Annotated in this window: 22 protein-coding genes and 2 pseudogenes; 15 read left to right on the plus strand and 9 right to left on the minus strand. The window is 61.3% G+C overall.

The window, feature by feature from the left end:
* On the plus strand, positions 1-1,461 hold a 1,461-nt coding region (locus L9Z73_RS07985), incomplete at its 5' end, for a phospholipase D family protein (protein ID WP_247398322.1).
* 14 nt (positions 1,462-1,475) lie between these two features.
* Here L9Z73_RS07985 and L9Z73_RS07990 read toward each other — a convergent pair.
* Both L9Z73_RS07990 and L9Z73_RS07995 read right to left on the minus strand, forming a co-directional pair.
* The gene (locus L9Z73_RS07990) at positions 1,476-2,618 is read right to left on the minus strand and encodes an MFS transporter (protein WP_247398325.1); all 1,143 of its coding nucleotides are present in this window, start codon (positions 2,616-2,618) and stop codon (positions 1,476-1,478) included.
* A 161-nt stretch (positions 2,619-2,779) separates the two neighbouring features.
* Entirely contained in the window at positions 2,780-4,273 is a 1,494-nt protein-coding gene (locus L9Z73_RS07995) for an aldehyde dehydrogenase (RefSeq protein WP_247398328.1), read from the minus strand.
* Positions 4,274-4,503: 230 nt separating this feature from the next.
* On the opposite strand from L9Z73_RS07995, the gene L9Z73_RS08000 reads away from it, so the two are divergent.
* Positions 4,504-4,866: a cupin domain-containing protein gene (locus L9Z73_RS08000; protein WP_247398331.1), complete on the plus strand. Its 363-nt coding sequence runs from the start codon at positions 4,504-4,506 to the stop codon at positions 4,864-4,866.
* A 71-nt stretch (positions 4,867-4,937) separates the two neighbouring features.
* On the opposite strand, the gene rpmG is transcribed toward L9Z73_RS08000, so the two are convergent.
* Positions 4,938-5,093: a 50S ribosomal protein L33 gene (rpmG, locus tag L9Z73_RS08005; protein ID WP_003176906.1), complete on the minus strand. Its 156-nt coding sequence runs from the start codon at positions 5,091-5,093 to the stop codon at positions 4,938-4,940.
* Between the two features lie 11 nt (positions 5,094-5,104).
* Positions 5,105-5,338, minus strand: coding sequence for a 50S ribosomal protein L28 (gene rpmB, locus L9Z73_RS08010; protein ID WP_003176907.1), 234 nt, complete (start codon positions 5,336-5,338; stop codon positions 5,105-5,107).
* Positions 5,339-5,796: 458 nt separating this feature from the next.
* On the opposite strand from rpmB, the gene L9Z73_RS08015 reads away from it, so the two are divergent.
* Entirely contained in the window at positions 5,797-7,389 is a 1,593-nt protein-coding gene (locus tag L9Z73_RS08015) for an ABC transporter substrate-binding protein (RefSeq protein ID WP_247398334.1), read from the plus strand.
* Positions 7,390-7,422: 33 nt separating this feature from the next.
* On the opposite strand, the gene radC is transcribed toward L9Z73_RS08015, so the two are convergent.
* A complete protein-coding gene (radC, locus tag L9Z73_RS08020) occupies positions 7,423-8,097 on the minus strand; it encodes a RadC family protein (RefSeq protein WP_247398338.1) in 675 nt (224 codons plus the stop codon).
* A gap of 143 nt (positions 8,098-8,240) precedes the next feature.
* Between radC and coaBC the strand changes: the two genes are divergently transcribed.
* The 4 genes and pseudogenes from coaBC to argB all read left to right on the plus strand — a co-directional run bounded on the left by coaBC (position 8,241) and on the right by argB (position 12,510).
* On the plus strand, positions 8,241-9,449 hold the full coding sequence (gene coaBC, locus L9Z73_RS08025; RefSeq protein ID WP_017846052.1) for a bifunctional phosphopantothenoylcysteine decarboxylase/phosphopantothenate--cysteine ligase CoaBC: 1,209 nt from the start codon (positions 8,241-8,243) through the stop codon (positions 9,447-9,449).
* A gap of 5 nt (positions 9,450-9,454) precedes the next feature.
* The gene (dut, locus tag L9Z73_RS08030; RefSeq protein ID WP_247398353.1) at positions 9,455-9,910 is read left to right on the plus strand and encodes a dUTP diphosphatase; all 456 of its coding nucleotides are present in this window, start codon (positions 9,455-9,457) and stop codon (positions 9,908-9,910) included.
* A gap of 256 nt (positions 9,911-10,166) precedes the next feature.
* Positions 10,167-11,582 (plus strand): annotated as a pseudogene (locus tag L9Z73_RS08035) (phosphomannomutase/phosphoglucomutase); the annotation flags it as partial.
* 22 nt (positions 11,583-11,604) lie between these two features.
* A complete protein-coding gene (argB, locus tag L9Z73_RS08040) occupies positions 11,605-12,510 on the plus strand; it encodes an acetylglutamate kinase (RefSeq protein WP_017846055.1) in 906 nt (301 codons plus the stop codon).
* A 70-nt stretch (positions 12,511-12,580) separates the two neighbouring features.
* On the opposite strand, the gene pyrE is transcribed toward argB, so the two are convergent.
* Complete coding sequence (gene pyrE, locus L9Z73_RS08045; protein ID WP_247398355.1) at positions 12,581-13,225, minus strand: orotate phosphoribosyltransferase; 645 nt, start codon at positions 13,223-13,225, stop codon at positions 12,581-12,583.
* Positions 13,226-13,307: 82 nt separating this feature from the next.
* Here pyrE and L9Z73_RS08050 point away from each other — a divergent pair, with 82 nt between their 5' ends.
* Positions 13,308-14,087 carry an exodeoxyribonuclease III gene (locus L9Z73_RS08050; RefSeq protein ID WP_003195493.1) on the plus strand — a complete coding sequence of 260 codons (780 nt, stop codon included), beginning with the start codon at positions 13,308-13,310 and terminating at the stop codon, positions 14,085-14,087.
* A gap of 59 nt (positions 14,088-14,146) precedes the next feature.
* Here the strand turns inward: L9Z73_RS08050 and L9Z73_RS08055 are convergent, their stop codons facing one another.
* Entirely contained in the window at positions 14,147-14,515 is a 369-nt protein-coding gene (locus tag L9Z73_RS08055; RefSeq protein WP_017846057.1) for a DUF4870 domain-containing protein, read from the minus strand.
* A gap of 22 nt (positions 14,516-14,537) precedes the next feature.
* Positions 14,538-15,260, minus strand: a complete 723-nt coding sequence (gene rph, locus L9Z73_RS08060; protein WP_016975928.1) for a ribonuclease PH — start codon at positions 15,258-15,260, stop codon at positions 14,538-14,540.
* 229 nt (positions 15,261-15,489) lie between these two features.
* Between rph and L9Z73_RS08065 the strand changes: the two genes are divergently transcribed.
* The 6 genes from L9Z73_RS08065 to L9Z73_RS08090 all read left to right on the plus strand — a co-directional run bounded on the left by L9Z73_RS08065 (position 15,490) and on the right by L9Z73_RS08090 (position 20,786).
* Positions 15,490-16,353 carry a YicC/YloC family endoribonuclease gene (locus tag L9Z73_RS08065; protein WP_247398358.1) on the plus strand — a complete coding sequence of 288 codons (864 nt, stop codon included), beginning with the start codon at positions 15,490-15,492 and terminating at the stop codon, positions 16,351-16,353.
* A 10-nt stretch (positions 16,354-16,363) separates the two neighbouring features.
* Positions 16,364-16,984 carry a guanylate kinase gene (gene gmk, locus L9Z73_RS08070; RefSeq protein ID WP_247398360.1) on the plus strand — a complete coding sequence of 207 codons (621 nt, stop codon included), beginning with the start codon at positions 16,364-16,366 and terminating at the stop codon, positions 16,982-16,984.
* Between the two features lie 167 nt (positions 16,985-17,151).
* Positions 17,152-17,415 (plus strand): DNA-directed RNA polymerase subunit omega, encoded by a 264-nt coding sequence (rpoZ, locus tag L9Z73_RS08075; RefSeq protein ID WP_247398362.1) that lies wholly within the window; start codon positions 17,152-17,154, stop codon positions 17,413-17,415.
* A gap of 60 nt (positions 17,416-17,475) precedes the next feature.
* On the plus strand, positions 17,476-19,581 hold the full coding sequence (gene spoT / locus L9Z73_RS08080) for a bifunctional GTP diphosphokinase/guanosine-3',5'-bis pyrophosphate 3'-pyrophosphohydrolase (RefSeq protein ID WP_247398365.1): 2,106 nt from the start codon (positions 17,476-17,478) through the stop codon (positions 19,579-19,581).
* 24 nt (positions 19,582-19,605) lie between these two features.
* Entirely contained in the window at positions 19,606-19,986 is a 381-nt protein-coding gene (locus tag L9Z73_RS08085) for a RidA family protein (RefSeq protein WP_003176922.1), read from the plus strand.
* A gap of 56 nt (positions 19,987-20,042) precedes the next feature.
* Positions 20,043-20,786, plus strand: a complete 744-nt coding sequence (locus tag L9Z73_RS08090; protein WP_247398368.1) for a hypothetical protein — start codon at positions 20,043-20,045, stop codon at positions 20,784-20,786.
* A gap of 63 nt (positions 20,787-20,849) precedes the next feature.
* Here L9Z73_RS08090 and L9Z73_RS08095 read toward each other — a convergent pair whose 3' ends face one another.
* On the minus strand, positions 20,850-21,701 hold the full coding sequence (locus tag L9Z73_RS08095; RefSeq protein ID WP_247398370.1) for an SDR family oxidoreductase: 852 nt from the start codon (positions 21,699-21,701) through the stop codon (positions 20,850-20,852).
* A gap of 189 nt (positions 21,702-21,890) precedes the next feature.
* On the opposite strand from L9Z73_RS08095, the pseudogene L9Z73_RS08100 reads away from it, so the two are divergent.
* Positions 21,891-22,074: pseudogene (locus L9Z73_RS08100) on the plus strand (tonB-system energizer ExbB); the annotation flags it as partial.

Consider the following 22,074-nt stretch of genomic DNA (forward strand, 5'->3'; position numbering starts at 1 on the left):
ACGTCGTTCGGGCGCTCGATCCAGGCCCAGGCCGCGCCACATCAGGGCCGCTCCGGCTTTCGCTTGCTGCCCAACAGCAGCGAGGCGTTCATGGCCCGCGCCGAACTGATCCGCAACGCCCAGACCAGCCTCGACCTGCAGTACTACATCGTCCACGACGGCATCAGCACTCGCCTGCTCGTGGATGAACTGCTCAAGGCCGCCGACCGTGGCGTGCGCGTGCGCATCCTGCTGGACGACACCACCAGCGACGGCCTCGATCAGGTCATCGCCACCCTCGCCGCCCACCCCAACATCCAGATTCGCCTATTCAACCCGTTGCACCTGGGGCGCAGCACCGGCGTGACGCGGGCCATGGGGCGCCTGCTCAACCTGTCGCGGCAACATCGACGCATGCACAACAAGCTGTGGCTGGCGGACAACAGCGCGGCCATCGTCGGCGGGCGTAACCTGGGCGACGAATATTTCGACGCCGAACCGAACCTGAATTTCACCGATATCGACATGCTCAGCGTGGGCCCGGTGGCCGAGCAACTGGGCCACAGTTTCGACCAGTACTGGAACAGCGCACTGAGCAAACCCATCGATGAGTTCGTCTCTAACCTGCCGTCCAAAGGTGACTTGAGCAAAGGACGCTTGCGCCTGGAAGAGTCACTGGCCCAATCGCGCCAACAGAACCACGCGCTCTACAACCGTCTACGCATCTACAAGACCGAACCGCGCCTGGACATCTGGCGCAGCGAGCTGATCTGGGCCTGGAACCAGGCACTGTGGGACGCACCGAGCAAGGTACTCGCCAAGGCTGATCCGGACCCACGGCTGCTGCTGACCACCCAACTGGCGCCGGAGTTGGCAGGCGTCGACCATGAACTGGTGATGATCTCGGCGTATTTCGTGCCGGGGCAGCCGGGCCTGGTGTACCTGACCGGGCGCGCAGACGCGGGCGTCTCGGTAAGCCTGCTGACCAACTCCCTCGAAGCCACCGACGTTCCGGCCGTACACGGCGGCTACGCACCCTATCGCAAGGCGCTGCTGGAGCACGGCGTGAAACTCTATGAGTTGCGCCGCCAACCGGGTGCGCCCGGCACAGGCAGCGGGCCACACCTGTTTCGTCGCGGCACCTTCCTCGGCTCGGACTCCAGCCTGCACAGCAAGGCGATGATTTTTGATCGGCAGAAATCGTTTATCGGCTCGTTCAACTTCGACCCGCGCTCGGTGCTGTGGAACACCGAAGTCGGCGTGCTGGTGGACAGCCCCGAGCTGGCCGAGCACGTGCGCAACCTGGCGCTGCAAGGCATGGCGCCAGCATTGAGCTACGAAGCAAAACTACAGGATGGCCAGGTGGTGTGGACGACCGAGGATAACGGGCAACTGCACACCCTGACCCGCGAGCCCGGCAGTTGGTGGCGCCGTTTCAATGCCTGGTTCGCCACCTCCGTCGGCCTGGAACGCATGCTCTAAGACCAAATCAGGTGCTAGGCCGATTGCACGACGCCAAACGCGCCCTGGCGCAACAACAGCACCACCAGCCCAAGCGCTCCCGCCGCCATCAGCCACGGCAACGCCTGCCCGCTGACCCACTGACTGCCCGCACCGGCGACCAACGGCCCGATCAGGCAACCGATGCCCCAGAGTTGCGCCACGTGGGCATTGGCGCGCACCAGCGCATCGTCGCGGTAACGCTCGCCAATCAGGATCAACGACAACGTAAACAACCCGCCCGCACTGGCGCCGAACAGCACCCACACCGGCCAGATCAACGGCGTGTGCAGCAACAACGGAATCGCCAGGCTCGACGCCAGCAACACGAGGGCGCAACTCAAGAACAGCGTGCGGCGCGGCAGGTAGTCGGCCAGTGCGCCGATGGGCAACTGCAGCAACGCGTCGCCCACCACCACTGTACTGACCATCGCCAGGGCGACCTCGGCCGTGAAGCCCTGTTGCAGGCAATACACCGGCAGCAGCGTCAGAATCATCGCCTCGAACGCAGCGAACAACGCCACCGCCCAGGCAATCGCCGGCAGGCTCCGGCAAAAGCGCCACAGCTCGGCAAACGTCACGCTGAAGGAGTCGGCGGTCGGCGCCCCGGAACGCCCCAGCAACAGCAACGGCGCCAGCGTCAACAGGCCTACGCCCACCCAGAACCCATAATCATGGTCGGTGCCCAGCAGGCCCAACAACAACGGCCCCGACAACTGGCTCAACGCATAGGTGCAGCCATACAGCGCCACCAGCCGGCCACGCCATTGCTCCACCACCAACTGGTTGATCCAGCTTTCGCCCAGGATAAACACGATGGTCAGGATCACCCCGATCATCAGCCGCAGCACCAGCCACACCGGGTAGCTCGGCAGAATCGCCAGCAGGCCGATGGACACCGCCCCCGCCCACAGGCACAAGCGCATCAGGTGGGCGGTGCCCAGCCAGGACGCCAGCCGGCTGGAGACCTTCGCCCCCAACAGCACGCCGAAGGCCGGCATCGCAGCCATCACCCCGATGGCGAAGCTGCCGTAGCCCCAGCCTTCCAGGCGCAGGGATACCAACGGCATGCTGACGCCCAACGCCAGGCCGACGCTGAGCACCGAGGCCAGGACGGCGAAATAAGTCGCCCAACGCATTTCCACGCTCCTGTGGATAACTATTTTCAGGGTTGTAAACGAACTGTAGGAGCGAGCGTGCTCGCGAAGAACTCAAAGACACCGCGTTCAACCAGACAGCACGCGTTATCGTTGGCGTTTTTCGCGAGCAAGCTCGCTCCTACAGGGACCTGCGGTGTTGCTTAGAGCTTGATCCAGGTCGCCTTCAGCTCGGTGTACTTGTCGAACGCATGCAGCGACTTGTCGCGACCGTTACCCGACTGCTTGAAGCCGCCAAACGGCGCGGTCATGTCACCGCCGTCGTACTGGTTGACCCACACACTACCGGCGCGCAAGGCTTTGGCGGTGAGGTGCGCCTTGGAGAGATCCGCCGTCCACACCGCTGCGGCCAGGCCGTATTGGGTGTCGTTGGCGATGGCGATGGCTTCTTCGGCGCTGTCGAAGGTGAGCACCGAGAGGACCGGGCCGAAGATTTCTTCCCGGGCAATCTTCATGGCGTTGGTCACGCCGTCGAAAATCGTCGGTTCGACGTAGGTGCCGCCGGTCTCTTCAAGGATGCGCTTGCCACCGGCCACCAATTTGGCGCCGTCGGCGTGGCCGGCTTCGATGTAGGACAGCACGGTGTTCATCTGTTGAGTGTCCACCAGCGCGCCGACGTTCGTAGCCGGGTCCAGCGGATTGCCTGGCTTCCAGCCCTTCAGCGCAGCGATCACCAGTGGTAGGAATTTATCCTTGATGGAACGCTCCACCAGCAGGCGCGAACCGGCGGTGCAGACTTCACCCTGGTTGAAGGCAATGGCACCGGCGGCGGATTCGGCGGCGGCTTGCAGGTCCGGGGCATCGGCGAACACGATGTTCGGGCTCTTGCCGCCCGCCTCCAGCCACACACGCTTCATGTTCGATTCACCGGAGCGGATCAACAGTTGTTTGGCGATTTTGGTGGAGCCGGTGAACACCAGGGTGTCGACATCCATGTGCAGCGCCAGCGCGTTACCCACGGTGTGGCCATAACCCGGCAGCACGTTGAACACGCCTTTTGGAATACCGGCCTCAACGGCGAGGGCCGCGATGCGGATGGCGGTCAGCGGGGATTTTTCGGACGGTTTGAGGATGACGGAGTTACCGGTGGACAGCGCCGGCCCGAGTTTCCAGCAAGCCATCATCAGCGGGAAGTTCCACGGCACGATGGCGCCGACCACACCGATCGGCTCACGGGTCACCAGACCCAACTGATCGTGAGGGGTGGCGGCAACCTCATCGTAAATCTTGTCGATTGCCTCGCCACTCCAGCTCAGGGCATTCGCCGCGCCAGGTACATCGATGTTCAGGGCATCGCTGATCGGCTTGCCCATGTCCAGGGTTTCCAGCAGCGCCAGCTCTTCGGCATTGGCCTTGAGCAACGCGGCGAAACGGATCATGGTGGCCTTGCGCTTGGCCGGCGCCAGGCGCGACCAGACACCGGAATTGAACGTGGCGCGGGCATTTTCCACGGCGCGCTGGGCGTCGGCGACGTCACAACTGGCAACGCTGGTCAGCAGGCGGCCATCGACCGGGCTGATGCATTCAAACGTGTCGCCGGAAACCGCCGCGGTGTACTCGCCATTGATATAGGCGCGACCTTCGATCTTCAGGTCCTTGGCGCGTTGTTCCCAGTCGGCACGGGTCAGGGTGGTCATGCGAGTGTCCTCCTCTTATTGAATACAAGGGCCAGGCAATGTGCCCAGGCAGCCTCAAAGAATGCTTGCCCTACCAGCCATTTGTTCGGCTAAAGGCAGCTACCACCCTAAACCAGCGGCTGGGGATGTATCAATATATTTGACATAACGCCGGTAAACGCCCTTGCGATGTTCATTTTAATAAACATAGACTTTGGGCTCCCCAACCGCAGGCCAGACGGGACACGCACATGAGCATCCAGGACATCATCGACTTCAGCCAAGCCAAGACCGCCGCCGATCGCTACCGCCCTGCTGCCGAGAAAATCCTCAAGGGCGATCCCGAGCAGACGATCTACAACCACTACAACAGCCCGTGCGGCCAGATGAGCGCCGGGGTCTGGGAAGGTGAGGTCGGGCAGTGGAAGGTCAACTACACCGAGCATGAGTACTGCGAGATTGTGCAGGGGGTTTCCGTACTGCGCGATGCCGAGGGCAACGCCAAGACCTTGCGCGCCGGCGACCGCTTCGTGATCCCGGCCGGCTTCAGCGGCACCTGGGAAGTGCTGGAGCCCTGCCGCAAGATCTACGTGGTGTTCGAACAGAAAGCCTGATCAGCAAATCCCACGCAAAAAAAAGCCCGCATCGTGAGATACGGGCTTTTTTTCACAAGGAAGAAAATCAATTACTTGATTTTGCCTTCTTTGTAGATCACGTGCTTGCGAACGCGCGGGTCGAACATTTTCTTTTCGAGCTTGTCCGGGGTAGTACGCTTGTTCTTGTCGGTAGTGTAGAAGTGACCAGTACCGGCGCTAGAGATCATTCGAATCAATTCACGCATGATAGAGCTCCTTAGATCTTGCCAGCGGCACGGATTTCGGCCAGCACGACAGTGATGCCACGCTTGTCGATGATGCGCATGCCTTTGGCAGATACACGCAGGCGAACAAAACGTTTCTCTTCTTCAACCCAGAAGCGGTGATGCTGCAGGTTCGGCAGGAAACGACGACGGGTTTTGTTATTTGCGTGGGAAATGTTATTCCCAGTCACCGGACCCTTACCGGTAACTTGACAGACTCTCGACATGCCTCAGCCCTCTAAAACCACATGCCCAACCCGGCATGGGTTGGCCGCTTAATCTCTCAGTCATTTGGCGCCAGGCGCCGCGTTTCTTTAGGGTCTTACCGGCTACACCTACAAGCGAAGGAACCGGGCCCCTAGAAAAGAGCGCTGCTTTATACCAGAAAGACCCAAGTGCAACAACAGCCCGTGTGTTTTTACCGGCGTAAATCTCGGCGACAGATGCCCGAACCGTTGCCAGGAGGGGCCGCTGCAACAGCCGACCACTCGTCGCACAGAATGATTTACAACGCCCGCAGGCACCAAAAAGTACACGGCGAAACGCGCTGAGGCGCCATCAAAACAGCATTTGAGGCAAAAGCACAGGCAAAAATGGGCTAGTCATTTATCAATCAGACCACTACGGTAGGACTTTTCCAGACTGCACTCGCAGATGGGCCTTCGATCTGCACAGGAAACCGAACATGCGCCTCGCTGCCCTACCGCTTTTGCTAGCCCCTCTATTTATCGCGTCGCAGGCCTTGGCGGCGACCAATCTGAGCGTTTGTACCGAGGCCAGTCCCGAAGGGTTCGACGTGGTGCAGTACAACTCGCTGACCACCACCAACGCCTCGGCCGACGTGCTGATGAACAGCTTGGTGGACTATGACGCGGCCAGCGGCAAACTGGTGCCAAGCCTGGCGGACAGTTGGGAAGTGTCGCCGGACGGCCTGACCTACACCTTCCAATTGCACCCCAACGTAAAATTCCACCGCACCGATTATTTCACCCCGAGCCGTACCCTGACCGCCGAAGATGTACGCTTCAGCTTCGAGCGCATGCTCGACCCGGCCAACCCGTGGCACAAGATCGCCCAGAGCGGTTTCCCCCACGCTCAGTCCCTGCAATTGCCGACACTGATCAAGAAGATCGACGCCCTTGACCCGCTGACCGTGCGCTTCACCCTCGATCACGCCGACTCGACTTTCCTCGCCGCGCTGAGCATGGGTTTTGCCTCGATCTACCCGGCCGAATACGCCGACAAGCTGCTCAAGGCCGGCACCCCGGAGAAGCTCAACAGCCAGCCTATCGGTACGGGCCCGTTCATTTTCACGCGGTTCCAGAAAGATGCCGTGGTGCGCTACAAAGCCAACCCGGACTACTTCGCCGGCAAACCGGCTGTGGATAACTTGATCTTCGCCATCACCCCGGATGCGAACGTGCGCCTGCAGAAACTGCACCGCGACGAATGCCAGATCGCACTGTCCCCCAAACCGCTGGATGTGGGCGAAGCCGAGAAAGACCCCGCACTCAAAGTGGAAAAAACCGCAGCATTCATGACCGCATTCGTCGCGATCAACAGCCAGCACCCGCCGCTGGACAAGCCTGAAGTGCGCCAAGCGATCAACCTGGCCTTCGACAAGGGTAGCTATCTCAAAGCGGTGTTCGAAGGCACCGCCGAAGCCGCCAACGGCCCCTACCCGCCCAACACCTGGAGCTATGCCAAGGATTTGCCGGGTTATCCACAGGACATCGCCAAAGCCAAGCTGCTGCTGGAGCGCGCCGGGCTCAAGGACGGCTTCAAGACCACGATCTGGACACGCCCCACCGGCAGCCTGCTGAACCCCAACCCAAGCCTCGGCGCGCAACTGCTGCAGGCGGACCTGGCCAAGGTCGGCATCCAGGCTGAGATCCGCGTGATCGAATGGGGCGAGCTGATTCGCCGTGCCAAGGCCGGCGAACACGACCTGCTGTTCATGGGCTGGGCCGGGGACAACGGCGACCCGGATAACTTCCTGACGCCGCAGTTCTCTTGCGCGGCGCTGAAGTCCGGCACCAACTTCGCGCGCTATTGCGACCCGGCCCTGGACAAGCTCATCAGCGCCGGCAAGACCACCAGCGAGCAAGGGGTGCGCAGCAAGCTGTATCAACAGGCCCAGGCGCAGATCCAGCAACAGGCTCTGTGGCTGCCGCTGGCGCACCCAACGGCGTTCGCCCTGGCCCGCAAGAATGTCGAGGGATACCAGGTGAGCCCATTTGGGCGGCAGGATTTCTCCAAGGTCAGCGTCAAGCCCTGAGCAATCACCCCCCATCCGCCCGGTTGGGGGGGGCTACATCCATCCATATTCCGCCATCGACAACGGATCACCATCCCCCACGATGATGTGATCCAGCACCCGTACATCCACCACTTCCAAGGCCTTTTGCAGAATTTTGGTCAATTTTCGATCAGCCGCACTCGGCTCCACGCTCCCCGAGGGATGGTTGTGGCACAGGATCAACGCCGCCGCGTTGTATGCCAGGGCGCGCTTGACCACTTGCCGGGGGTAAACCACGGTGGCATCGATGGTGCCCTGGAACAACGCCTCGAAACCCAGTACCCGATGCTTTGAATCGAGAAACAGGCAGCCGAAAATCTCGTGAGGTTCATGGCGCAACAGCGCCTTGAGGTAGTCACGCACAGCGACCGGGCTTTCCAGCACTGAGTCACCGCGCAACTGTTCGGCCAGGTGGCGCCGGGACATCTCCAGCACCGCCTGCAGTTGGGCAAACTTTGCCGGCCCCAGCCCCAACTGCTGGCTGAACAGCACCTGGCTGGCCTCCAGCAACGGGCGCAGTCCACCGAACTGCGCAAGAAGATGGCGTGCCAGGTCCACTGCGCTTCGCCCGGTTACCCCGGTGCGCAGGAAGATTGCCAACAGTTCGGCGTCGGACAAACTCGCCGCGCCCCACTCCAACAGTTTCTCTCGTGGCCGCTCTGCTGCCGGCCAATCACGAATACTCATCCCACCTCCCTGTGCATGTGCGCCGCTGTTGCCTGGCGGACGCTGTGTTATCGTAGCCGCTCTTTTTTGCATGCGATTTCACCTGGGGAGGGGGCGTCGCAGGCGTCACTGAACTGGCTTCACTGAACTGGAAAGGCAAACCAATGCAGCGTCTGTATCGGAAACGCATCGTTCTCGGCGTCGGCGGCGGCATTGCCGCCTACAAGAGCGCAGAGCTGGTTCGCAGGCTTCTCGACCAGGGCGCCGAAGTGCGCGTGGTCATGACCCGCGGCGGCAGCGAGTTCATCACCCCGCTGACCATGCAGGCCTTGTCCGGCCACCCGGTTCACCTGGACCTGCTGGACCCGGCCGCCGAAGCCGCCATGGGCCATATCGAACTGGCCAAATGGGCCGATCTGGTACTAATCGCCCCCGCCACTGCCGACTTGATCGCCCGCCTGGCGCAAGGTATCGCCGATGACCTGCTGACCACCCTGGTCCTGGCCACCGACGCTACCGTCGCTATTGCCCCGGCCATGAACCAGGCCATGTGGCGCGACCCGGCCACCCAAGCCAACACTCAACTCCTGCAAAGCCGTGGCCTCAAGGTGTTCGGCCCGGCCTCCGGCAGCCAGGCCTGCGGCGACGTCGGCATGGGCCGCATGCTCGAAGCCACCGACCTGGCGCTGTGCGCCGCCGAGTGCTTCCAGCACCTGGCCCTGACCGGCAAGCACGTGTTGATCACCGCCGGCCCGACCCAGGAAAACATCGACCCGGTGCGCTACATCACCAACCATAGCTCAGGGAAAATGGGCTTTGCCCTGGCTGAAGCGGCGGTTGAGGCAGGCGCGCGCGTGACGCTCATCACCGGCCCGGTGCATTTGCCGACCCCCGATCGCGTCACGCGAATCGACGTGGTCAGCGCCCGGGACATGTTGGCGGCCTGTGAGGCGGCCATTCCCTGCGACCTGTTTATCGCTTCGGCAGCGGTTGCGGATTACCGCCCGGAAGTCGTCGCCCCGCAAAAGCTCAAGAAAGACCCTACCAGCGGCGACGGCCTGCTCCTGCAAATGGTGCGCAACCCGGACATCCTGGCCACCATCGCCAGCCGCCCGGACCGCCCGTTCAGCGTCGGTTTCGCCGCCGAGACCGAGCACTTGCTGGATTACGCCGCGCGCAAATTGAAAGACAAAAATCTCGACCTGATCGTTGCCAATGATGTCGCCAACCCGAGCATCGGCTTCAACAGCGAGGAAAACGCCTGCAGCGTGATCGACCGCGACCTGCACGCCACCCTTTTCGCCCAGACCAGCAAGGGCAAGATTGCCCGCCAACTGATCTCTTTTATCGCCCAACGGCTGAACCAGGTTTAATTTACATGCACGCTTTGCAAGCCAAGATCCTCGACCCCCGCATCGGCACCGACTTCCCACTGCCGGCCTATGCCACACCGGGCTCCGCCGGCCTGGACCTGCGCGCCATGCTCAAGGAGGACACCATCCTTGAGCCGGGCCAGACCCTGCTGATTCCAACCGGCCTGTCGATCTACGTCGGCGACCCGGGCCTGGCGGCGCTGATCCTGCCGCGCTCCGGCCTCGGCCATAAGCACGGCATCGTGCTGGGTAACCTGGTCGGCCTGATCGACTCGGACTACCAGGGCGAGTTGATGGTGTCGTGCTGGAACCGTGGCCAGACCGCCTTCAACATCGTCGTCGGCGAGCGCATTGCGCAGTTGGTGCTGGTGCCGGTGGTGCAGGCGCACTTCGAACTGGTACAGGAATTCGACGCAACCCAGCGCGGTGCAGGCGGCTTTGGGCATTCCGGCAGTCACTGACCACGCTGAACCGGGGCGGACGCGACTGTCCGGCCCGGCCCGGCCCGACGCCACCGCATAGCCTTTCAGGATGAAGAATGCGCGGACCTGACGAACGATATTTTCTCAGTAAAATCAAAGCACTACCCGAACATAAGCGCGGAGCGAGTGCTCCGATGGCCTTTTTGCACCACGAACTCTGCACCGAAAACGCCGTCATACCCTTCAGTTTAAGCCTGCCGGTCAGCCGCATTAAGGCCAGCCTTGCCTCTCTCAGATGGAGTTTCCCCCCGCGATGAGTACCGCCGCCCGAGTAGCACCGACCTTTCCCGACAGCATCTTCCGCGCCTATGACATCCGTGGCGTGGTGCCCAAGACCCTGACCGCCGAAACCGCTTACTGGATTGGCCGCGCCATCGGCGCCCAAAGCCTGGCCCAGGATGAGCCAAACGTTTCGGTTGGCCGTGACGGCCGCCTGTCCGGCCCCGAGTTGGTGGAACACTTGATCCAGGGCCTGGCCGACAGCGGTTGCCATGTCAGCGATGTCGGCCTGGTGCCGACCCCGGCGCTGTACTACGCCGCCAACGTGCTGGCCGGCAAATCCGGGGTGATGCTCACCGGCAGCCACAACCCTTCGGACTACAACGGCTTCAAGATCGTCATCGCCGGCGACACCCTGGCCAACGAACAGATCCAGGCCCTGCACACACGCCTGAAAACCAACGACCTGACCAGCGGCAAAGGCAGCATCACCAAGGTCGACATTCTTCAGCGCTACTCCGACGAAATCACCGGCGACGTCAAACTCGCACGTCGCCTGAAAGTGGTGGTGGACTGCGGCAACGGCGCGGCCGGCGTGATCGCCCCGCAACTGCTCGAAGCCCTGAACTGCGAAGTGGTGCCGTTGTTCTGCGACGTCGACGGCACCTTCCCCAACCACCACCCGGACCCGGGCAAGCCTGAAAACCTGGTGGACCTGATCGCCAAGGTCAAGGAAACCGGGGCCGACGTAGGCCTGGCCTTCGACGGCGACGGCGACCGCGTGGGCGTGGTGACCAACACCGGCGAAAACGTATTCGCCGACCGCCTGCTGATGTTGTTTGCCCGTGATGTGGTGGCGCGCAACCCGAATGCCGAAATCATCTTCGACGTGAAATGCACCCGTCGCCTGACGCCGCTGATCAAGGAGTACGGCGGTCGCCCGCTAATGTGGAAGACCGGTCATTCGTTGATCAAAAAGAAAATGAAGGAAACAGGCGCGCTGCTGGCCGGCGAAATGAGCGGCCACGTGTTCTTCAAAGAGCGTTGGTTCGGGTTTGACGACGGCATTTACAGCGCCGCTCGCCTGCTGGAGATCCTCAGCAAGGAAAAATCCACGGCGCAGGAGCTGTTTCAGACCTTCCCGAACGATATTTCTACGCCAGAGATCAATATCCATGTGACCGAAGAGAGCAAATTCAGCATCATTGACGCATTGCACGATGCGCAATGGGGCGAAGGTGCCAACCTGACCTCCATTGATGGTGTGCGAGTCGATTACGCCAAAGGCTGGGGCCTGGTTCGCGCGTCCAACACCACACCGGTGCTGGTGCTGCGTTTCGAGGCGGATACCGAGGCTGAGTTGCAGCGCATCAAGGACGTGTTCCACGCCCAGTTGAAACGTGTTGCCCCTGATCTCCAATTACCGTTCTGATTTTTTTGCACCGGAGCCCTGAATGACCCTCGAACGCGAAGCCGCTGCCAACACCGCCAAGGTCCTGTCCGAAGCGCTGCCCTACATTCGACGCTACGTCGGCAAGACGCTGGTGATCAAATACGGCGGCAATGCCATGGAAAGCGACGAGCTGAAAACCGGCTTTGCCCGCGACATCGTGTTGATGAAAGCCGTGGGGATCAACCCGGTGGTGGTCCACGGCGGCGGCCCGCAAATCGGCGACCTGCTCAAGCGCTTGTCGATCGAGAGTCACTTCATCGATGGCATGCGCGTCACTGACGCGCAGACCATGGACGTGGTGGAGATGGTCCTCGGCGGCCAGGTAAACAAAGACATCGTCAACCTGATCAACCGCCACGGCGGCAGCGCGATTGGCCTGACCGGCAAGGACGCGGAGCTGATCCGCGCAAAAAAACTGACCGTGACCCGTCAGACGCCGGAAATGACCCAGCCGGAAATCATCGACATCGGCCAGGTAGGCGAAGTGATCGGCATCAACACCGACTTGCTGAACCTGCTGGTCAAAGGTGATTTCATCCCGGTTATCGCACCGATCGGCGTGGGCGCTAACGGTGAGTCCTACAACATCAACGCCGACCTGGTAGCCGGCAAAGTGGCCGAAGCGCTGAAGGCTGAAAAGCTGATGCTGCTGACCAACATTGCGGGCTTGATGGACAAGCAAGGCAAGGTGCTGACCGGCCTGACCACCCAACAAGTGGACGAGTTGATCGCCGATGGCACCATCTACGGCGGCATGCTGCCGAAGATCCGTTGTGCGCTGGAAGCGGTACAGGGCGGCGTTGGCAGCTCACTGATCCTTGATGGTCGCGTACCGAATGCGATCCTGCTGGAAATCTTCACCGACACCGGTGTGGGCACGCTGATCAGTAATCGCAAGCGTCCTTAAGCGCTGAAAACCAAAAGGCCCCGCTCAATCTGATTGAGCGGGGCCTTTTTATGTGGGAGGGGGTTCGGTGTCAGACGCCGAACTGCTCGCGGTACGCCCGCACCGCCGGCAAATGCTGCTTGAGTTGCGGATCGTCTTCGAGGAACTGCAACACCTGGTTCAACGACACGATGCTCACCACCGGAATGCCGAAATCGCGCTCCACTTCCTGGATCGCCGACAATTCGCCATTGCCGCGCTCCTGGCGGTTCAAGGCGATCAGCACGCCTGCCGCCTTGGCACCCTCCTGGGACGCGATGATCTGCATCACTTCACGGATGGCGGTGCCTGCGGTGATCACGTCGTCGATGATCAGCACGTTGCCGGTCAGCGGCGCGCCCACCAAGCTACCGCCTTCGCCATGGGCCTTGGCTTCCTTGCGGTTGAAGCACCACGGCAGATCGCGCCCATGGTGTTCAGCCAACGCCACGGCCGTCGCAGCGGCCAGTGGGATGCCCTTGTAGGCCGGACCGAACAGAACGTCAAAGGAAATGCCGCTTTCAACGATGGCTGCCGCGTAGAAACGCCCCAACTGCGCCAGGGCCGAACCCGAGTTGAACAAGCCTGCATTGAAGAAATACGGGCTGGTGCGCCCGGACTTGAGGGTGAACTCACCGAAGCGCAAAACACCGCGATCGATGGCAAAACGAATGAAATCGCGTTGATACGCCTGCATGAAAAAAACCTCAGATACCACGGCTTTAGCTAATTAGGTAGACGGCGTGTATCATACACGCACGCGATTTTTGGGGCCATTTATGCGGATCATCAGTGTGAACGTTAATGGTATTCAGGCTGCAGTCGAGCGTGGTTTGCTCAGTTGGCTGCAAGCCCAGAATGCCGACGTCATCTGCCTGCAGGACACCCGCGCCTCCGCCTTTGAACTGGACGATCCAGCCTTCCAACTGGATGGCTACTTCCTTTATGCCTGCGATGCCGAAGTGCCCACCCAAGGTGGCGTGGCTTTGTACTCGCGGTTGCAACCCAAGGCGGTCATCAGCGGCCTCGGCTTCGAGACAGCCGACCGCTACGGGCGCTACCTGCAAGCCGATTTCGACAAGGTCAGCATCGCGACCTTGCTGCTCCCTTCGGGGCAGAACGGCGATGAAGACTTGAACCAGAAGTTCAAGCTAATGGACGACTTCGCCCGTTATCTGGATAAACAGCGACGCAAACGTCGCGAGTACATTTACTGTGGCTCGCTGTACGTGGCGCAACAGAAGCTGGATATCAAGAACTGGCGCGACAGCCAGCAATCGCCGGGCTTCCTGGCGCCGGAACGGGCCTGGATGGACGAGATTGTCGGCAACATGGGCTATGTCGACGCCCTGCGCGAAGTCAGCCGTGAAGGCGACCAGTACAGCTGGTGGCCGGATAACGAACAGGCCGAGATGCTCAACCTGGGCTGGCGTTTCGACTACCAGTTGCTGACCCCGGGCCTGCGCCGCTTTGTGCGCAGCGCACGCCTGCCGCGCCAGCCGCGCTTCTCGCAGCATGCGCCGCTGATCGTGGACTACGACTGGACACTGACCATCTGAGGTCTTTGTCCAGGTACAAAAAAACCGACATCGCTGTCGGTTTTTTTGTGCGCGCCTGTTTACTTGATCAGCCGCCAGGTCCACGGGTAGCGGTAGGCCGTGCCGTTGTTGGCCTTGATCCCGCCAATGATCGTCAGCACCAGCGCCGCGACCACTAGGATCAACATCAACAGAAAGCCGATCACCACGAACCCGAGCACCATGCAGACCAGCCAGGCGATGGCCACGGTGATCTGGAAGTTCAGGGCCTCCTTGCCCTGGTCATCGATCAGTGGGTCCATGTCCTTCTTGATCTGCCACAGGATCAACGGCCCCAAAAGGCTGCCGAAAGGGAACACCAACCCCAGAAACGCCGCGAAGTGACACAACATCGCCCACTGGCGCACTTCCTTGGACGGTGCCGGAACAGGCAATTGGCTGTCACTCATGGCGCTTCTCCTTGAAGCTGGTTCAGTCGGCCAGCGCGGCGTTCTGCAGCTCGAAAATCTCGGTCATGCCTTTCTGGGCCAGGGCCAGCATGGCATTCAGCTCTGCCGGCTGGAATGGCGCACCTTCGGCGGTACCCTGCACTTCGATGAAACCACCGGTGCTGGTCATCACCACGTTCAGGTCGGTCTCGGCGGCCGAGTCTTCCAGGTAGTCCAGGTCCAGCACAGGCTCGCCCTGGTACATGCCCACCGACACAGCGGCGATCATCTGCTTGAGCGGGTCGCCGCCCTTCAGGCCGCCACGCTTCTTGATCACTTTCAGCGCGTCGACGAGTGCAACCATGGCACCGGTGATGGAGGCAGTACGCGTGCCGCCGTCGGCCTGGATCACGTCGCAGTCGACGTACAGGGTCACGTCGCCCAGCTTGGACATGTCCAGCGCAGCGCGCAGCGAACGGCCGATCAGGCGCTGGATTTCGAGGGTGCGGCCGCCCTGCTTGCCACGGCTGGCTTCACGCTGGTTACGCTCGCCGGTGGCGCGCGGCAGCATGCCGTATTCGGCGGTCAACCAGCCCTGGCCCTGGCCCTTGAGGAACCGCGGTACGCCGTTTTCGACGCTGACGGTGCAGATCACCTTGGTATCGCCAAACTCGACCAGTACAGATCCCTCGGCGTGTTTGGTGTAGTTGCGGGTGATGCGGATCGAGCGGAGCTGATCGGCAGCGCGACCACTTGGACGTTTCATAGGGGATACCTGTACGGAGGACGAAAAACTGCCGAGCATTATAGAGCCGCGAGCCGATTCGGGGCACGTCTAAAAAATCCGGTTACGAAACGTCGGCTTGTGGTGCTTTGTCAGTGTCAGGGTTTGGGGCCAATCGCCCCACTGCGCTACACTCCTGCGCCTTCGAAGCCTGTCGGCTTCAATTTACCTATCAGCCCGCTATCGCGGGACTGCAACGCGAGGTACCTCCATGGTGCACAGCATGACCGCCTTCGCCCGCGTCGAAAAAGCCGGCGCCCAAGGCACCCTGAGCTGGGAACTGCGCTCGGTCAACAGCCGCTACCTGGAGCCGCACCTGCGCCTGCCGGAATCGTTCCGCGACCTCGAAGGCGCGGTACGTGAGGCACTGCGCCAGGGCATTTCCCGCGGCAAGCTGGAATGCACCCTGCGCTTTACCGAGGAAACCACCGGCAAACCGCTGCAGGTCGACCGCGAGCGCGCCGCGCAACTGGTCGCCGCCGCCGAGACCATTGCCGGCCTGATCAAACAGCCTGCCGCGCTGAACCCGCTGGAAGTACTGGCCTGGCCCGGCGTGCTGGTGGCTGACGCCAGCGACCCGCAAGCCCTGAATGCCGAAGCCCTTGCCCTGTTCACCCAGGGTTTGAAGGAACTCAAGGCCGGCCGCGAGCGCGAAGGCGCCGAACTGGCCCGGCTGATCAACGAGCGTCTGACCTCGATTGAAGCCGACGTGGTCACCCTGCGCGAGCTGGTGCCGCAGATGCTCGCGACCCAGCGCCAGAAGGTCCTCGACCGCTTCGCCGATATGAAGGCCGACCTCGATCCGGTGCGCCTGGAGCAGGAAATGGTCCTGCTGGCGCAGAAGAGCGACGTCGCCGAAGAGCTCGACCGCCTGAGCACCCACATCCTTGAAGTACGCCGCGTGCTCAAGTCCGGCGGCGCCGCTGGTCGGCGCCTGGACTTCCTGATGCAAGAACTCAACCGCGAAGCCAATACACTGGGCTCCAAGGCGTTCGATCCGCGCAGCACCACGGCTGCGGTCAACCTCAAAGTGTTGATCGAGCAGATGCGCGAACAAGTACAGAATATTGAGTAAGGCAACCTCCATGACCCACAGCACCGGCACCCTTTACATCATTTCCGCCCCTTCGGGCGCGGGCAAGAGCAGCCTGGTCAAGGCCTTGACCGAGGCTGAAGAACAGATCCGCATCTCGGTGTCCCACACCACCCGCGCCATGCGCCCGGGCGAGGTGAACGGCGTCCACTATCACTTCGTCGAGCGCACCGAATTCGTCAAGATGATCGAGCACGGCGCCTTCCTTGAGCGCGCCGAAGTGTTCGGCAACCTCTACGGTACGTCGCAAACCCACCTGCAACAAACCCTGGATGAAGGCCACGACCTGATCCTGGAGATCGACTGGCAGGGCGCCGAACAAGTGCGCCAACTGATGCCCAAGGCGCGGTCGATCTTCATCCTGCCGCCGTCGCTCGAAGCCTTGCACGAACGCCTGACCAACCGAGGCCAGGACAGCCACGCGATCATCGAAGGCCGCATGCGTGAAGCCGTCAGCGAAATGAGCCACTACGTCGACTACGACTACCTGATCATCAATGACGATTTTGCCCACGCACTCGACGACTTGAAGGCGATTTTCCGCGCCAATCAGCTCCAGCAAAAGCGCCAACAGCAGCGTTTCGGCAAATTACTGGCCGAACTGCTCGGTTGATTAGCTCTTCCAAAAACGGCTGCGAGAGCCTTACATTGGCACTTGTAGCGGTTTTTCGAGGGTCTGGGGAAAATCAGCGCTTCCCTAAACGCTGGTGATTTTTTAAACTGTTTAGTCCGCTCGCCCAACCGGGCAGCGCGCATCTTGCATTCGCTCCGAGGAATATCATGGCCCGCGTAACCGTTGAAGACTGCCTAGACCACGTGGCAAACCGCTTTGAGCTGGTCATGCTCTCTACCAAGCGTGCCCGTCAACTGGCCACTGGCGGCAAAGAGCCCCTGGTCCAGTGGGAAAACGACAAGCCTACCGTTGTCGCCCTGCGTGAAATCGCTGAAGGCCTGATGAGCTACGAGTTCATCGCCAACGCCGAAATCGTTGAAGACGAACCGCTGTTTGCCGCGTTCGAAGGCGAGTCCAACGAGGACGCCTAAGCCTATGCCTGGTCGACGTAGCACGGCACGGTGTCAATGCCCGCGGCAGGAGTTCATCCTTTGCCGAGCATAGACGCCCTCGCCGATCGCTTATCGACCTACCTCGGCCCAGACCAGGTCAACCTGGTCCGCCGAGCGTATTTCTACGCCGAACAAGCCCACGACGGCCAACGCCGCCGCAGCGGCGAGGCGTATGTCACCCATCCTCTTGCGGTGGCCAATATTCTGGCCGGCATGCACATGGACCATCAGAGCCTGATGGCCGCGATGCTGCATGACGTGATCGAAGACACCGGCATCGCCAAGGAAGCGCTCTGCGCGCAATTTGGCGACACCGTGGCCGAACTGGTCGATGGGGTCAGCAAACTGACCCAGATGAACTTCGAGACCAAGGCCGAAGCCCAGGCGGAAAACTTCCAGAAGATGGCGATGGCCATGGCCCGGGATATCCGGGTGATTCTGGTCAAGCTCGCCGACCGGCTGCACAACATGCGCACGCTGGAAGTGCTGTCCGGCGAAAAACGCCGGCGCATCGCCAAGGAAACCCTGGAAATCTACGCGCCCATCGCCAACCGGCTGGGCATGCACGCCATTCGTATCGAATTCGAAGACCTCGGCTTCAAGGCCATGTATCCGATGCGTTCGGCGCGCATCTACCAGGCGGTCAAGCGCGCCCGGGGCAACCGCAAGGAAATCGTCAACAAGATCGAAGAGTCCCTGAGCCATTGCCTGGCGATCGACGAGATCGAGGGCGAGGTCAGCGGGCGGCAGAAGCACATCTACGGCATCTACAAGAAGATGCGCGGCAAGCGCCGGGCCTTCAACGAGATCATGGACGTGTATGCGTTCCGGATCATCGTCGACAAGGTCGACACCTGCTACCGCGTACTGGGCGCTGTACATAATTTGTACAAACCCCTGCCGGGACGCTTCAAGGACTACATTGCCATTCCCAAGGCCAACGGCTATCAGTCGCTGCATACCACGCTGTTCGGTATGCATGGGGTGCCGATCGAGATCCAGATCCGCACTCGGGAAATGGAAGAGATGGCCAACAACGGCATCGCCGCCCATTGGCTGTACAAGTCCAGCGGCGACGAGCAGTCCAAAGGCACCCACGCCCGCGCCCGCCAGTGGGTCAAAGGCGTGCTGGAAATGCAGCAACGTGCGGGCAACTCCCTGGAATTCATCGAAAGCGTGAAGATCGACCTGTTCCCGGACGAGGTCTACGTGTTCACGCCCAAGGGCCGGATCATGGAGCTGCCCAAAGGCTCCACGGCGGTCGACTTTGCCTACGCCGTACACACTGATGTCGGCAACAGCTGCATCGCCTGCCGCATCAACCGGCGCCTGGCCCCGCTGTCGGAACCGCTGCAAAGCGGCTCCACCGTGGAGATCGTCAGCGCTCCGGGCGCCCGCCCGAATCCGGCATGGCTCAACTTCGTGGTCACCGGCAAGGCGCGCACTCATATTCGTCACGCCTTGAAACTGCAGCGCCGTTCCGAGTCCATCAGCCTGGGCGAACGCTTGCTGAACAAGGTGCTCAACGGTTTCGACAGCGCCCTGGAGAAAATCCCCGGCGAACGCGTGCAAGCGATGCTCAACGAGTACCGCCAGGAAGCCATCGAAGACCTGCTCGAAGACATCGGCCTGGGCAACCGCATGGCCTATGTGGTCGCCCGTCGCCTGCTCGGCGAAGGCGAGCAATTGCCAAGCCCGGAAGGTCCGCTGGCGATTCGCGGCACCGAAGGCCTGGTGCTCAGCTACGCCAAGTGCTGCACGCCGATCCCGGGCGACCCGATTGTCGGTCACCTGTCGGCGGGCAAAGGCATGGTGGTCCACCTGGACAACTGCCGCAATATCAGCGAAATCCGCCACAACCCGGAAAAATGCATCCAGCTCTCGTGGGCCAAGGATGTCACCGGTGAATTCAACGTCGAGCTGCGGGTAGAGCTGGAGCACCAACGCGGCCTGATCGCCCTGCTGGCCAGCAGCGTCAACGCGGCCGACGGCAATATCGAGAAAATCAGCATGGACGAGCGCGATGGTCGCATCAGCGTGGTCCAACTGGTGGTCAGCGTACACGACCGCGTACACCTGGCCCGCGTGATCAAGAAACTGCGCGCCTTGACCGGTGTGATCCGCATCACCCGCATGCGTGCATAGCCCACCTCTTACAAGGAGTCATTCATGACCAAGACTGTTATCACCAGCGACAAAGCCCCAGCCGCCATCGGCACCTACTCCCAGGCGATCAAGGCAGGCAACACCGTCTACATGTCCGGCCAGATCCCGCTGGACCCAAAGACCATGGAACTGGTTGAAGGCTTCGAAGCACAAACCGTACAGGTCTTCGAAAACCTCAAGTCGGTCGCCGAAGCTGCCGGTGGTTCGTTCAAGGACATCGTCAAGCTGAACATCTTCCTCACCGACCTGAGCCACTTCGCCAAGGTCAACGAGATCATGGGCAAGTACTTCGAACAGCCTTACCCAGCCCGCGCCGCCATCGGCGTTGCTGCCCTGCCAAAGGGCGCACAGGTTGAGATGGACGCGATTCTGGTCATCGAGTAAAACACCCGGCGCAGCCTCCACAGGCTGCGCCGACTTCGTTTTAAAAGGATTTCATGATGCGCAAAGCGCTAGTAGCCTCTTCGTTGCTCGCCCTGTTGCTCGGCGGCTGCGCCAGCAACCCCGCCGACCTGGATGTGAGCGGCACTTGGATCAACCAGGTTGCCATCGACGCGGCAGCCAAGGGCGGCCCTTTGCGTGAAGCACTGCAGAGCTTTGGTCCGAACCTCGAATGGGACGTCAACACCAAGGCTTTGCAGGCCCGCTACTACAACGGTTTTGAAGTAGCGGAAGGCAAGTTGCTCAGTGAGAAGCCTGGCGCCTGGAGCGTCGACTTTTACGGCAGCGCCGCCACTGAACTCAAGCGTAAAAGCAGGCAACTGCTGCAAGTGGCCAACGACAACGAGCCCGAACAGCTGTTTGCCCGCGCCAAGGAACCCGCACCGGAAGGGGCGCCATTGGGCGCCAACTTCGAGCGTGCGCTGTACGCCGCTTATATGGGCGGCGACTGGAAAATAGCCAGCGGCAATGGTGAAGGCGCCATCGTGCAGTTCCAGGCCAACGGCCAAGTCGCCGGCCTGCCGGGCGCCGATCGATATTCGTTATGCCTGGCGGGTGATTGCGCCTCCATGAGCGGCGGCTACGACAGCATGTGGCTGCAACAGCACGGCGTGGGCAATCCGTGGATCTTTGCACGCAAGGGCAAGCAACTGGAAATCTTCCAGGCGATCAACACCGCGCAGGCTGATGAAGTGCCCTCGTTTACACCAGGGCCACGCCAGTGGTTACTGGAAAAACAATAACCGGAATGAGGGAGGGGCAAGTCGAATCGTCGCACCGCCCCTCCCACATTTTTTGACCGCGTTTCAACCCTTCAAGATAGCCGCATACCCTTCACGATAACTCGGATACGTCGGCACCCAGCCCAACGCCTTGGCCCGGGCATTGCTGCATTGCTTGCTACCGGCACGGCGCACACTGGCGTCCTCGGACCACTGCGTCACACCCAGGTAATCGCGCAACCAGGCCACCACCTCGGCCAGCGGCGCCGGTGCGTCATCAACACCGATATAGATCTGATCCAGCGAACCGCCCTGCTCCACATGCCGCAACAAAAACGCCAGCAGGCCCGCCGCATCATCGGCGTGAATCCGGTTGCCATATAAGGGCGGATCGATCGCCACGCGATAACCCTGGCGCACCTGAGTCAGCAGCCACTCACGGCCCGGCCCATAGATCCCCGTCAACCGCACGATGCTCGCCGGAATGCCGCTGTTCAGCGCCACTTGCTCGGCCTCCAGCATCACCTGCCCGGAATAGCCTTTTGCCTGGGTCTCAGACGTCTCGTCGACCCACTCGCCCTGCTGCTGCCCATACACACTGCTGCTGGACACAAATAGCAGATGCTTGGGCTCCTGGCCGTAATCCGTCAACCACTCCAACACATGCTGCAACCCTTGCACATACGCGGCGCGATAACCGGCTTCGTCGTGATCCGTCGCCGCCGCGCAATACACCAGGTAATCCACCCCGCCGATCGGCCAGGTGTCAGGGCAATCCTTATTGAACAGGTCACCGGCAATGCCGATCACGCCGTCGGGCAGGCGCGAAATATCGCGCCGCAGGCCATGAACCTCCCATTCCGAGGCGAGTAATTGGCTGGCCAGCCGGCTCCCCACATCGCCACAACCGGCAATCACAACAGAAGGCGCAGACATCACAAAACTCCGAACTGAAAGGTCTAGATTAGCCGTCACAAGAGACCGGCGGCCAGAAAAAGGGCAAATAAAGTTACTGCATTGCTTCTGTTAACAAGAATTACTTGCAATAATAACCACCCATTTGTCCTCGACCTCATAGGGTCTGGAAGGACGATCACTCATTTTTTTCTCTTAGGTCCGGCCAGCATGACACGTCATACAACCCCCGCTTCGCCAACCAGGCTTCACAGTCCGTCTCGCGCCTGGCGCGCGATTGCTGCGTTGCTGTTCAGCGTACTGCTGGCACCGACCGCCGCATTCGCTGATGCCACCGCACCGGCTGCTCCGGCGGCTGCCGAACAGAACGCTGCCGCTACTGCCGCGGTGCCGG

The sequence above is a fragment of the Pseudomonas emilianonis genome (assembly GCF_023072625.1).
Lineage (GTDB): Bacteria > Pseudomonadota > Gammaproteobacteria > Pseudomonadales > Pseudomonadaceae > Aquipseudomonas > Aquipseudomonas paraveronii.